At 73.2% G+C, this 11,921-nt stretch carries 10 protein-coding genes; 8 read left to right on the top strand and 2 right to left on the bottom strand.

Going from position 1 to position 11,921, the window contains the following annotated elements; all coding sequences use genetic code 11:
• The first annotated feature begins 75 nt into the window (after window positions 1-75).
• Together ABD067_RS20440 and ABD067_RS20435 are read left to right on the top strand one after the other, a co-directional pair.
• Complete coding sequence (locus ABD067_RS20440) at window positions 76-1,299, top strand: hydroxysqualene dehydroxylase (RefSeq protein ID WP_343897238.1); 1,224 nt, start codon at window positions 76-78, stop codon at window positions 1,297-1,299.
• A 232-nt stretch (window positions 1,300-1,531) separates the two neighbouring features.
• A complete protein-coding gene (locus tag ABD067_RS20435; protein ID WP_343897237.1) occupies window positions 1,532-2,875 on the top strand; it encodes an aldehyde dehydrogenase family protein in 1,344 nt (447 codons plus the stop codon).
• Window positions 2,876-3,079: 204 nt separating this feature from the next.
• Here ABD067_RS20435 and ABD067_RS20430 read toward each other — a convergent pair whose 3' ends face one another.
• Both ABD067_RS20430 and ABD067_RS20425 read right to left on the bottom strand, forming a co-directional pair.
• Window positions 3,080-4,309: an SH3 domain-containing protein gene (locus ABD067_RS20430; protein WP_343897236.1), complete on the bottom strand. Its 1,230-nt coding sequence runs from the start codon at window positions 4,307-4,309 to the stop codon at window positions 3,080-3,082.
• 140 nt (window positions 4,310-4,449) lie between these two features.
• Entirely contained in the window at window positions 4,450-5,199 is a 750-nt protein-coding gene (locus ABD067_RS20425; protein ID WP_343897235.1) for a class I SAM-dependent methyltransferase, read from the bottom strand.
• Window positions 5,200-5,305: 106 nt separating this feature from the next.
• On the opposite strand from ABD067_RS20425, the gene mutM reads away from it, so the two are divergent.
• From mutM to ABD067_RS20395, 6 genes are all read left to right on the top strand, one after another.
• A complete protein-coding gene (gene mutM / locus ABD067_RS20420; RefSeq protein ID WP_343897234.1) occupies window positions 5,306-6,151 on the top strand; it encodes a bifunctional DNA-formamidopyrimidine glycosylase/DNA-(apurinic or apyrimidinic site) lyase in 846 nt (281 codons plus the stop codon).
• Window positions 6,152-6,200: 49 nt separating this feature from the next.
• Window positions 6,201-6,965 carry an enoyl-CoA hydratase gene (locus tag ABD067_RS20415; protein ID WP_343897233.1) on the top strand — a complete coding sequence of 255 codons (765 nt, stop codon included), beginning with the start codon at window positions 6,201-6,203 and terminating at the stop codon, window positions 6,963-6,965.
• 140 nt (window positions 6,966-7,105) lie between these two features.
• Complete coding sequence (gene rpsT / locus ABD067_RS20410; RefSeq protein ID WP_343897232.1) at window positions 7,106-7,384, top strand: 30S ribosomal protein S20; 279 nt, start codon at window positions 7,106-7,108, stop codon at window positions 7,382-7,384.
• Between the two features lie 334 nt (window positions 7,385-7,718).
• Window positions 7,719-9,185 (top strand): chromosomal replication initiator protein DnaA, encoded by a 1,467-nt coding sequence (gene dnaA / locus ABD067_RS20405; protein WP_343897231.1) that lies wholly within the window; start codon window positions 7,719-7,721, stop codon window positions 9,183-9,185.
• A gap of 145 nt (window positions 9,186-9,330) precedes the next feature.
• Window positions 9,331-10,458: a DNA polymerase III subunit beta gene (gene dnaN, locus ABD067_RS20400; RefSeq protein WP_343897230.1), complete on the top strand. Its 1,128-nt coding sequence runs from the start codon at window positions 9,331-9,333 to the stop codon at window positions 10,456-10,458.
• A gap of 1,013 nt (window positions 10,459-11,471) precedes the next feature.
• Window positions 11,472-11,921 (top strand): site-specific integrase (locus ABD067_RS20395; RefSeq protein WP_343897229.1); only part of this gene is annotated, 450 nt, incomplete at its 3' end.

Genomic DNA, 11,921 nt, shown 5'->3' with positions numbered 1-11,921 from the left:
AGCGCGCCCGCGCCCGCGCCTGACACCCGCCGAGAAGGGGCGCATGGCCTGGATGGCCTTGGGCTTGGGCCGCCCATGAGCGGCACCGTCCACGTCGTCGGCGCCGGCGTCGCCGGGCTCGCCTGCGCCTTGCGGCTGGCGGACGCGGGGCGGCGCGTGGCGCTGCACGAGGCGGCGCCCGGCGCCGGCGGGCGCGCCCGCTCCTTGCCGGACGGCGGCGACAACGGGACGCACGCGCTGGTGGGCGGCAACCGGGCGGCGCTGCGCTTCCTGGAGCGCGTCGGCGCGCGGGACGGCTGGGTGGAGCCGGAACCGGAGGGGCTGCCGGTGCTCGACCTGTCCACCGGGCGGGCGGCGCGGGTTTCGCTCTCGCCGCTCGGGTGGACGGCGCCGGGGTTGCGGCCGGCGGGCGTCTCGCTCGGCGCGCTGCTGGCGCTGGCACGGTGCGCGCTGCCTTGGGGCGACCGGCCGGTGGCGGAGGTGATGGCGCGGCACCCGGAGTTCCACCGCGGCTTCGTGGAGCCGCTGACCGTCGCCGCGCTCAATACGCCGAGCGCGGAGGCGTCGTCGCGCCGGCTCGGCGCCGTGCTGCTGCGCGCGGGCGGGCGCGCGGGGGCGCGGCTGCTGGTCGCGCGCGAGGGCCTCGGCCCCGACATGGTGCGACCGGCGCTGGCGGCGTTGGAGGCGGCGGGCGCGGAGGTGCGCTTCGGCGCCAGGCTGCGCCGGCTCGCCGCCGAGAACGGCAGGGCCGCCGCGCTGGAGTTCGACGATGGCACGGTTGCGCTTGACGGGGGCGCCGCCGCCGTGCTGGCGGTGCCGCCCTGGGAAGCGTCGCGGCTGCTGCCGGGGCTCGCGGTGCCCTCGGCGCACGCGCCCATCGTGAACCTGCACTTCGCGCACCGGACGCCGGGGCCGGTGCGCTTCCTCGGCCTGCTCGGCGCGCTGTGCCAGTGGGTGCTGGTGCGGCCCGCGGGCGTCAGCGTCACGGTCAGTGCCGGCGACTCGGAGGCGCGCGAGGACGCCTCCACGCTCGCGCCGCGCGCCTGGGCGGAGTTGCGGCAGGCGGCGCTCGCCTTCGGCCTGCCGGGCGCGTGGCCCGAGGCGCCGGCACCGTGCCGCGTGGTGAAGGAGCGGCGCGCGACGCCGCGGCACGTGCCCGGCGCCCCGCCGCGCCCGCCGCGCCTGCCGCTGCGGAACCTCGCCCTGGCCGGGGATTGGACGCACCCGGCGCTGCCGGCGACCATCGAATCCTCAGTGCTGAGCGGCGAAGCGGCGGCGCGGGCGGCCCTGCGCGCATGACACCGCGGTCCGAAGCCGTGGCCGTGCCGAGCGCGCGGCGGCAGGGCGTCGCCACTCGCCCGTCCCGGGCCCGTCTCCGACGCCCCGGCGGCCGCGATCCCGCGGCGCGCCGGTGGCGTTGCTTGCTCCTTCGCGGCAAAGCGCCGGCCCCGCCGCATCGGGCAGGGGCGCGCGATGGCAGGGCGCCGCGGCCCGACCGCCGGCGGCCCGGCGCCCCTCGCGTGGTGGCGGCATGACGCCCGCCGAAGCATTGGCCGCGCTGCGCGAAGCGGAGGCGCGGGATGGCGGCGCGCTGCCGCTCGACCGGCGGCGCGGCGCGTTGGACGCGCTCGCGGCCACGATGCTCCGGCGGGCCGACGGCATCGCGGAAGCGGTGGACGCCGATTACGGGGGGCGGTGCGTCGAGGAAACGCTGCTGGCCGAAGTCATGCTCGTGGTGGAGGCCGCCCGGTACGCGCGGGGGCGCCTGCGGCGGTGGGCGCGCCCGCGGCACGTGCCGGCGCCCGTCGCGTTCCGGCCGGTGCGCGCCTCGGTGGAGCCGGTGCCGAAGGGCGTCGTCGGCATCATGGCTCCCTGGAACTACCCGGTGCAGCTCGCCCTCCTTCCGGCGGTGGACGCTCTTGCGGCGGGCAACCGCGTGGCGTTGAAGCCCGCAGAAGCCACGCCGCGCACCGCGGCGCTGCTGGCCGATATCGTGGGGGAGGCGCTCGGTTCGGACATATCCCGCGTGGTGCAGGGCGGGCCGGACGTCGCGGCGGACTTCGCGGCGCAGCCTTGGGACCATCTCGTCTTCACCGGCGGCACCGGCGTCGGCCGGAGCGTGATGCGAGCGGCGGCGGACGGCTTGGTGCCGGTCACGCTGGAACTTGGCGGCAAGTGCCCGGCGGTGGTGCTGCCGGGGGCCGACCTCCGCGACGCGGCGCGCGCCATCCTGGCCGGGAAGGCGGTGAACGCGGGGCAGACCTGCATCGCACCGGATACCGTGCTGCTGGTTGGGCACGGGCGCGACGCCTTCCTCCGGGCGTGCCGGGCGAGCGGCATCGGCCTGCCGGAAACGGCGGTGGTGAACGCGCGGCACTCGGCGCGGCTGGAGGCGCTGTGCGAGGGCGCCGCGCTGACGCCGCTCGCGGAGGACGGTCCCGGCCGGCGGCGGGCCATCGCGCTGGCCGAAGCGCCGGCCGGGCACGCGTTGCACCGAGAGGAGATCTTCGGCCCGGTGCTCGCGGTCGTCCCGGTGCCGGATTTGGGCGAAGCGGTCGCTTGGATCGCGGCGCGGCCGGCGCCGCTCGCCATCTACCTGTTCGGCGCCACCGCCGCGGAAGAAGCGCGCGTCGCCGACGGCACGCGCAGCGGGGCCGTCGTGTCGGGGCGCTGCGTGGAGTACGCGGCGTTCCCGGCGCTGCCCTTCGGCGGCGTCGGCGCCTCAGGCTTCGGGCGCCGAAACGGCGAAGCGGGCTTCTTGGAGTTCAGCACCATGCGCGCACGCGTGGCGCACGGGCGGTGGAGCTTGTCCCGCCTGCTCGACCCGCCGCGGGGCGCGCGGGCGCGGGCGCTGGTGCGGCGGCTGCTGCGCTGAAGCGGTGCGGACCCGGATCGTTGCGCCGCTTTGGCGCCCAGAACCGGACAACGCCAACCGCTTCGGGGGACAGGACGCGCCTTTCGCTCCGCGTCGCCACGGCCAGGAGCCGCCACGGCGGACGGCGGACGCGTCCCTCCCGCATCGCCCGCCCGAGCGATCAAACGGACCACGCTTCGACGGGGGCCGCGCGCCGCACAGGGCCTATTGTTCGATCTCGCCGAGCCGGCTGGTGTGGAGCCAGCCGCGCGGCTCGGCGTCGCCCACCTGCACCCAGCCGTTCGCCGTCCGCCCGTGGACGCGCAAGGTTTCGCCGCGTGGCACCACGCGGACGATGTTCGATTGGCTGTCCGGACCGGTGCGGAGGTTGGCGGGCTGGCGCACCGTGACCCGCGGCGAGCGGTCCGTCGCGGCCGCTGCCGGGGCCGCCGCCGGAGGCGGGGCGGGGCGCTGGGCCGGGGTCGGCGGGGTGGAGGCGCCGGTGGACATGGGGGGAGACGCGGCGAGCGGCGGCGGCGGCGCGGCGGCGGCGGCAGGCGCAGGCATCGGCGGAGCCGCAGCGGGCGCGGCCGGCGGCTTCGGAGACACCGCCGGATCGGGCACCGGCGTCCTGGCGGGGGATGTCGGGGCCGCAGCGATCCGGGCCGGCTCGGAGGCCGCGGGGACGTCGTTGGCTTCCTCGGCCGCGATCGGCGGGCCGGAGGGGCCGGTGTCGAGGAGGCTGAACAAGGCGAGCATGGCGATAAGGCCGCCGACGCAGGACAGGATGAGCCAAGGGAGCGCGCCGGTGGGCCGGGCCGCCGGCACCGGCGACACCGCTTCTTCAAAGGACGGCTTCGCCGCGGCGCGCGCCACCGTGGCCTCTCTTTGGAGCATGTCGGGGTCCGTGTTCGGTTCCTGCGCCGGCCCGGCGGCGGCTTCCCGCGGCGGGCGCCGGGCTTGTTCGCCGGGGAAGCCAGGATGGGCGGCCGCGCGCGATGGATCGCGCGGCAGCAGAGCCCGCCGCACCACACTGATCCAGCCGTCGCCGCCGGGCAAGGAGAGCGGCGGCATGGCCGCGAACGCGTCGCGCAGGATCGCTTCGGTCGCGGGGAGGTCGGCGCGGTCGAGCCGCAGGTGCAGGATCGGCAGGAAGCCCGGGAAGATGCTCTCGAAGCGCGCCGCGTCCAACCGTCGGCGCAGGATCTGTTCCGCTTCGGGGTTCTGGGCGGGCGCGATGTCGATCATCGCCACCCCGATGTCCGGGTGCATAAGAACGAAAGGCACCACTACGGGCTGGTTGAGCTGGCCGCTGACGTTGCAATCCTGCAAGCACAGCCAGCCCGGCGGCAGGGGCACCATCATCGACGGCGCGCCGTCCGGCGACCGCTCGCCGCGGCCGACACCACCCGCTCCCGAGCGGTCCAGCCGGTAGAAATTCGGTTGCTGGCGCATTCCGTTACCGACCCTGCCCCTCTTGCCGCCGTCCGCCCGCCTTTGTATGGCAGCTGAATCGTCCCCTTTGGGGTGGACGTATACGACATGCGGGCGCGCGGCGCATCAATCGCGGAGCAACAGAGCCCGCTTGATGCGCTTCAGAAACGCCAGCCGCTGTGGATGGCGACGATGCCGCCCGAGAGGCTGCGCCACGAAACCCGTTCCAGCCCCGCGTCGCGCAGCATGGTGGCGAGAGCCTGCTGGTCTGGGAAGGTACGGATGCTTTCGGCAAGGTAACGGTAACTCTCGGCGTCGCCGGCGACGCGCGCGCCGAGGGCGGGCAGCACGCGGAACGACCACGCGTCGTAGAGGGGCGCCAGCGCTTCCACCTCGACGCGGCTGAACTCCAGGCAGTGGAACCGCCCGCCCGGGCGCAGCACGCGCCGCGCCTCGCGCAGCACCGCCGGCTTGTCCGTGCAGTTGCGGAGGCCGAAGGCGATGGAGACCTTCTCCACGCTGCGGTCCGGCAGCGGCAGGCGCTCGGCATCGGCGCAGAGGAAGAGGACACCGTCCACGATGCCGCGGTCCAGCGCCCGCCCCTGCGCGACGGAGAGCATCGCCGGATTGACGTCGGAGAGCACCACGCGGCCGGCGCCCCGCGCGCGCGCCGCGAAGGCGACGTCGCCGGTGCCGCCGGCGAGGTCGAGCAGGGTGTCGCGCGGGCCGGCGCCGACCGCGTTGACGAACGCGCGCTTCCAAGCGCGGTGGACGCCGAGCGACATGAGGTCGTTCATCAGGTCGTAGCGCGGGGCCACGCTGTCGAAGACCTCGCGGACCATGCGCGCCTTCTCGGCGCGCGGCACCTCGCGGTAGCCGAAATCGACGGTGTCGGGATTGCGCTCGCCCATGCGGTCGGCACCTTAGGCCGCGATCGCCCCGGGTGGAAACACCCTGGACGCGAATCGCGGGCCGAGCAGGCCGGGGCGCGCAGCGGCGCACGAGGCGGGGGAAGGGATGCCCGAGCTTCCGGAGGTGGAGACGGTGATGCGCGGCTTGGCCGCGGTGCTGGAAGGGCGCGTGATCCGCGCCGCCAGCGTCGCGCGCGCGGGGCTGCGCTGGCCGTTCCCGGCGGGCTTGGCGGAACGGCTCGCGGGCGCTCGGGTGGAGGGCTTCCGCCGCCGCGGCAAGTACATGCTGATCCGGCTCTCGGGCGGCGACTCGGTGCTGGTCCACCTCGGCATGTCCGGCCGGATGGTGGCGCGGCGGACCGACACGCCGCCGAACGCGCCCGCCCTCCACGAGCACATGGCGCTGGAGACGGCGGAGGGCGTGCGCGTCGGCTTCGTGGACCCGCGCCGCTTCGGCTGCGTGGACCTCCTGCCGACGGAGAAGGAGCACGAACACCGTTTGTTGGCCGGGCTCGGGCCGGAGCCGCTGGAGCCGGCGTTCACGCCCGCCGTCCTGCTCGCGGCGCTGCGCGGCCGGCGCACGCCGCTGAAGGCGGCGCTGCTCGACCAGAAGGTGGTGGCGGGCCTCGGGAACATCTACGTGTCCGAGGCGCTGTTCCGCGCCCGGCTGTCGCCGCTCCGCGAGGCGTCGAGTGTCACCGCGGCGGACGCCGGGCGGTTGGTGCCGGCGATCCGCGCGGTGCTGGAGGAGAGCATAGAGGCCGGCGGCTCCTCGCTGCGCGATTACGTCCGAGCCGACGGCGGGATCGGGTTTTTCCAGGAACGTTTCAAGGTCTACGGCCGCGAGGGGGAGCCCTGCGAGGCGTGCTCGGGGCCGCCGGACTGCCCCGGCATCAGGCGCACCGTGCAGGCGGGGCGCTCCTCCTTCCATTGCCCGCGGCTGCAGCGCTGAGGTAGAGCAGGGCCAAGGACGGAGGGACGGACGCATGGCCGGATACGAGATGATCGCGACCGAGACCCAGGGACGGGTGGCGGTGGTCCGCCTCAACCGGCCGAAGGCGCTGAACGCCCTGTGCGACCAGCTCATGGGGGAACTCGGGCAGGCGCTGCGCGGCTTCGACGAGGACTCCAACGTCGCCGCCATCGTCATCACCGGCAGCGAAAAGGCCTTCGCAGCGGGCGCGGACATCAAGGAGATGCAAGGGCGCACCTACCCGGCCGTCTACCTGGACGACTTCATCGGCAAGCGCTGGGAGGCGGTGACGCAGGTGCAGAAGCCGGTGATCGCCGCTGTGGCCGGCTACGCGCTCGGCGGCGGCTGCGAGCTGGCGATGATGTGCGACATCATCATCGCGGGCGACAACGCCCGCTTCGGCCAGCCGGAGATCAACCTCGGCATCATCCCCGGCGCCGGCGGCACGCAGCGCCTCACCCGTGCCGTCGGCAAGTCCAAGGCGATGGACATGGTGCTGACCGGCCGGATGATGGACGCGCAGGAGGCCGAGCGCGCCAACCTCGTCTCGCGCGTGGTGCCGGCGGGCGAGGTGGTGGCGGAGGCGGTGAAGATGGGCGAGGCGATCGCCGCCCTGTCCGCGCCGGCGGTCGCCACCGCGAAGGAGGCGGTGAACCGCGCCTTCGAGACCACGCTCGCCGAAGGCGTGAAGTTCGAGCGCCGCGTGTTCCACGCGCTCTTCGCGACCGAGGACCAGAAGGAAGGCATGTCCGCCTTCGCGGAGAAGCGGAAGCCCGCGTTCCGCAACCGCTGAGCTCCTGCCCCGAGCGCGCCAAGCCGGCCATCGCTTGACGTGCGGCGAGGGGGGGCAGTAGAAGCCCCCCTTCGCCCGATGGCCCCGCACCGGCGGCCGGGTGGGCCATCACCACTTTTCGAGAGCCACGACGCACTGCCATGGCGAACACGGCATCCGCACGCAAGCGCATCCGCCAAACGGAAAAACGCACCGCCCGCAACCGCGCCCGCCGCTCGCGCGTGCGGACCTTCCTGCGGAAGGTCGAGCAGGCCATCGCCGGCGGCGACAAGTCGCAGGCGCAGGAGGCGTTCCGCGTCGCCCAGCCGGAGTTGCACCGGGCGGTCACCAAGGGCGTGCTCCACCGCAACATGGTGGCGCGGAAGCTGTCGCGGCTTTCCGCGCGCATAAAGGTCCTGGGCGGCACGCAGAGCGCGTGAGGCGGCGCCGCGCGCCGTCTCCAAGTACCGCACCGAAGGGACGTCGGAACGCGCAAGTTCCGATCACTATTCCTCGCCACGAAGACTTGTATGCCGTTGTGGTGTTGTTGACGCACGCCCTCAATCTTCCTCGTGTCCGTTGATTGGCGTTTGCTACACTTTTGCGGCCAAGCTAACGTCGCGTAACGTGATCGGGCCTTCGGCGGCACCCTCGGTGGGCGCTGATCGACGGACCAGTCGAGAACGACCTTCTTCGAGTCGTCCTTTCGCGTGTCGTGGGCGTCTCCCGCCCGGGGCCGCGGAGCGGGCATCGGTCCGGCAGTAGGTGCGAAGAATGGAACAGGAGGTCGGCACGTTGGCCCCCCAGGCATCTGCGCAGATCGTATCGGGTTGGGCGCGGGTGCGGGGCCGTTTGCGGGACGAGGTCGGCGACAGCGAGTACAAAAGTTGGCTCCGCCAGATGACCCTCCTCGGCGTCGAAGGGGACGAGGTCGTGATCCTGCTGCCCACGCGCTTCATGCGCGATTGGGTGAACAGCCACTACGGCGACCGCCTCCGGGTGCTGTGGCAGGCGGAATACCCGGCGGTGCGCCGCGTCGACCTCCGGATCTCGCAAAGCGGCGCTCCCGATGCTGCCGCGGCGATCGGGGACCCCGACGACACCGCGCCGGCGGCGCCCGACGGGAAGGGCTTGGCCGAGAGCCTGTCGTCGCCCCGTCCGGCGGAAGCGCGTTCGCCGGCCGTCGCGGGCGGGGCCGCCGAGTCGCGCTCGGATTGGGTGGCGCCACTGGAGGGCCGCTTCACCTTCGACACCTTCATCGTGGGCAAGCCCAACGAGTTCGCCCATGCCTGCGCGCGCCGAGTGGCGGAGCGGCCGGCCTTCCCCGGCTTCAACCCGCTGTTCCTCTACGGCGGCGTCGGCCTGGGCAAGACTCACCTGATGCACTCGATTGCCTGGGCGATCCGTGACCTGCAGCCGCCGCGCACCGTCGCCTACATGTCGGCCGAAAAGTTCATGTACCGCTTCATCGCGGCGCTGCGCTCGCAGAACACGATGGAATTCAAGGAGACGCTCCGTGCCGTCGACGTGCTGATGATCGACGACCTGCAATTCCTGATCGGCAAGGACAACACGCAGGAGGAGTTCTTCCACACCTTCAACGCGCTGGTGGACCAAGGCAAGCAGATCGTCGTCTCGTCCGACAAGCCGCCCTCCGACCTCGCAGGCATCGAGGACCGGCTGCGCACGCGCCTCGGCTGCGGCATGGTGGCCGACATCCACGCCACCACCTACGAGTTGCGCCTCTCCATCCTGGAGGCCAAGGCCGCGGCGGCGCAGGTGGCGGTGCCGCCCCGCGTGCTGGAACTGCTCGCGCACAAGATCACCGCCAACATCCGCGAGCTGGAAGGCGCGCTGAACCGGCTCCTGGCGCACGCCAACCTGTTCGGCCGGCCGGTGACGGTCGATTCCGCGCACGAGGTGCTGCACGACCTCCTGCGCGCGCACGAGAAGCGGGTCTCGATCGAGGACATCCAGAAGCGGGTGGCCGAGCACTACAACATCCGCCTCACCGACATGTCCTCGGCCCGCCGCGCCCGCAGCGTCGCCCGGCCGCGGCAGGTGGCGATGTACCTCGCCAAGCACCTCACCCAGCGGTCGCTCCCCGAGATCGGCCGGCGCTTCGGCAACCGCGACCACACCACGGTGATGCACGCGGTGTCTCGCGTCGCCGAGTTGATGGCGGAGGACGCCGCCTTCGCCGAGGACGTTTCGCTGCTGCGGAAGATGCTAGAAACCTGAACCGTCCTCGCAACGTCCATCCGGCCGGGCGGCGGCCGGAGCACCCTTACTCAAACGGTTACGCGCTGGTAGGATGGCTGCCCTTCGCGTCCGGGGGGCCGCGGGGGAGCGTCCGCCGCGCGCGCGAGCTGGGGAGCCGTTTCGCATGAAGTTCACGGTCGAGAGGGCGGTCCTCATCAAGGCACTCGCGCACGTCCAGAGCGTGGTGGAACGGCGCAACACCATCCCGATCCTGGCCAACGTGCTGCTCTCCGCCGAGGAGGGCGTGCTGCGCTTGACCGCCACCGACATGGAGATCGCGGTGGTCGAGGAGGTGCCGGGCGTGCAGGTGGTCCGGCCCGGCCGCACCACGGCGCCGGCGGCGACTCTCTACGAAATCGTCCGCAAGCTGCCCGAGGGCGCGCGGGTCGAATTGGACCACGGCGGCGGCGAGGCGCCGTTGAAGCTGCGAGCCGGCCGCTTCCACACGGACCTCGCCGTGCTGCCCGTGGAGGACTTCCCCTCCATGACGGAGGGCAAGCTGCCGCACCGCTTCGCCCTCGGCGCCGGGCAGGTGCGCGACTTGGTGGACCGCACCCGCTTCGCCATCTCCACGGAGGAGACGCGCTACTACCTGAACGGCATCTACCTGCACGCCGTCGACAGCGACGGCGCCAAGAAGCTGCGCGCGGTGGCCACCGACGGGCACCGCCTCGCCCGCTTCCAGGAGGACCTGCCGGAGGGCGCCGGCGGCATCCCGGGCGTGATCGTGCCGCGCAAGACGGTGGTGGAGTTGCGCAAGCTGGCGGAGGAGACGCAGGAGCCGGTCGAGGTCCACCTGTCGGAGACCAAGATCCGCTTCGACCTCGGCTCCGTCCACCTCACCAGCAAGCTGATCGACGGCACCTTCCCGGAGTACGACCGCGTCATCCCGCGCGGCAACGACAAGGTGCTGCGGGTGAAGAAAAAGGAGTTCGCCGAGGCCGTGGGCCGCGTCGCCGCCATCAGCAGCGAGCGGTCGCGCCCGGTGAAGCTGAGCCTGGACCGCAACCGCCTGCTGCTCTCGGCCAGCAGCGCCGAGCAGGGGCAGGCGGAGGAAGAGCTGGACGCCGAGGTGGTGCGGTACGAGGCGGCGCCGATCGAGATCGGCTTCCAGGCGCGCTACCTCAACGACATCACAGACCAGATCGGCGACGAAGTGGAATTCCGCTTCGCCGACGGCAGCGCGCCGACGCTGGTGATGGACGCGGAGAAGCCGGAAGCGCTCTACGTGTTGATGCCGATGCGAGTCTAGAACGAACCAGTTCCGTATTTGTGAGCGCCGAGTCGGGCTCCTCAAGATAATCAAGTGCTTAGGCCAAGATTTGCCAAGCCGTGTTCCCGGTGCGTTTCAGTGGATAGAGCGAACCACTCCTGAGCCTGTAAACGGTAAACTAGGGCAAGTTCCAGGGGCGCTGGCGATGGCCGTGACCACTCGCCCGATTTCGGGCGGGGTCGCCGCCCCGATCCGGTATCCAGGCTTATCTTGGGGGTGCCGCCTCCGGTCGTTGGCCGGCCCCAGGCGGGCGGCTAGGCGGGCGGGCGCGGCGGCGGTGATCGCCACCACTGCCGCGCGTTGCATCGCCCCACCGCTCGGTCGCGTGCCCGGAGCGCGCCTCCGACATCCTCCTGTCAACGCCGACTGGAATCTGACCCACTTGGCGCGGGGCGCCGGTTGAAACCGGGTAGAGGTCGGCCACCGCCGCCAGCCGCAGCTCGGCGCAGAGCCCGGCGATGCGCTGGCGCCGCGTGCCGTCGCTCGAGGCGCCGCCCCCGGCACCACCGGCGCGGCGAACAGCGCGTCGTGGACCGCCAGCGGGTGCTGCGGTCCGATGAACGGCGTCCGGGGCGTCGAGGGCGGAGCTGGCCGGAGCGCCAGCCCGCCGCAGGGCGGCGGCGCGGGACGCAACGCTCCGCGCTCGGCCTTCAGCCGCAGGGCGGGCGCCTCGCCGGTCGTCGCATGCACCCGCGCGTTCGCCACCTCGCGCAGCCAGCGCCCGGCCGCGAGGTTCGCCGCCGCCCGGTCCACCGCGACGCCCTCCGCCGCCACCCGGCTCGCCAGCGGCGCCCAGAGGCTGCCGCGCAGGTGGCGGATGAACCGCTCCACCTTGCCCTTGGTCCTCGCCCGGTAGGGCTGGCACAGCCGCGGCCGGAAGCCGCAGTGACCGGCGGAGTCGAGGAAGCCGGGGCGGAAACGGTGCTGGCCGCGGCCGTAGCGGTTCCGCTCCAGCACCACCGTGCAGCCCGGAGAACCCTTGGACAGCGGGCGTGCAGCGCCGCACCCACGCCATCCTGACCACCGCCCACCGCTTCGGGCTGCGCAGCGGCGAGACGCTCGGCCTGAAGACGCGCGACTTCCGCCAGTCGGACGACCCGGCCACGCTGACCGTCCACCGCCGGCACGACGACCCGGAGGATCCCCGGGCCGACCAGCCCGTCGCCAAGACCCTCCCCCGGGTGCTCGAGTTCGAGGACGACCATCGCGGCATCCTGGCGCTCTGGATCATGGAGCACCGGTCCGACCGCGAGCGCTTCTCCCATGCCCGCAGGCACCCCTTCCTGTTCGTGAACCGGACCGGCCGGCCGCTGGGCAATCGGGGCTACGAGAAGATCTACGCCGCCCTCCGGGGCCGCCACCCGTCGCTCGGCCCCCTGGTGAACCACGGTAAGCGTCAGCCGATCTACGCGGCTGTACGCTCGATGGTGAAGTTCCAGGGC

Origin of the sequence: Craurococcus roseus (assembly GCF_039523795.1) — a bacterium.
Classification (GTDB): Bacteria; Pseudomonadota; Alphaproteobacteria; order Acetobacterales; family Acetobacteraceae; genus Craurococcus; species Craurococcus roseus.
This window is presented reverse-complemented; position numbering and strand designations above follow the sequence as displayed.

Excerpts from the sequence above, each read along its gene's own strand:
- ABD067_RS20440 (WP_343897238.1), top strand. The coding sequence starts at position 76 with ATGAGCGGCACCGTCCACGTCGTCGGCGCCGGCGTCGCCGGGCTCGCC.
- ABD067_RS20435 (WP_343897237.1), top strand. The coding sequence starts at position 1,532 with ATGACGCCCGCCGAAGCATTGGCCGCGCTGCGCGAAGCGGAGGCGCGG.
- ABD067_RS20430 (WP_343897236.1), bottom strand. The coding sequence starts at position 4,309 with ATGCGCCAGCAACCGAATTTCTACCGGCTGGACCGCTCGGGAGCGGGT.
- ABD067_RS20425 (WP_343897235.1), bottom strand. The coding sequence starts at position 5,199 with ATGGGCGAGCGCAATCCCGACACCGTCGATTTCGGCTACCGCGAGGTG.
- mutM (WP_343897234.1), top strand. The coding sequence starts at position 5,306 with ATGCCCGAGCTTCCGGAGGTGGAGACGGTGATGCGCGGCTTGGCCGCG.
- ABD067_RS20415 (WP_343897233.1), top strand. The coding sequence starts at position 6,201 with ATGATCGCGACCGAGACCCAGGGACGGGTGGCGGTGGTCCGCCTCAAC.
- rpsT (WP_343897232.1), top strand. The coding sequence starts at position 7,106 with ATGGCGAACACGGCATCCGCACGCAAGCGCATCCGCCAAACGGAAAAA.
- dnaA (WP_343897231.1), top strand. The coding sequence starts at position 7,719 with ATGGAACAGGAGGTCGGCACGTTGGCCCCCCAGGCATCTGCGCAGATC.
- dnaN (WP_343897230.1), top strand. The coding sequence starts at position 9,331 with ATGAAGTTCACGGTCGAGAGGGCGGTCCTCATCAAGGCACTCGCGCAC.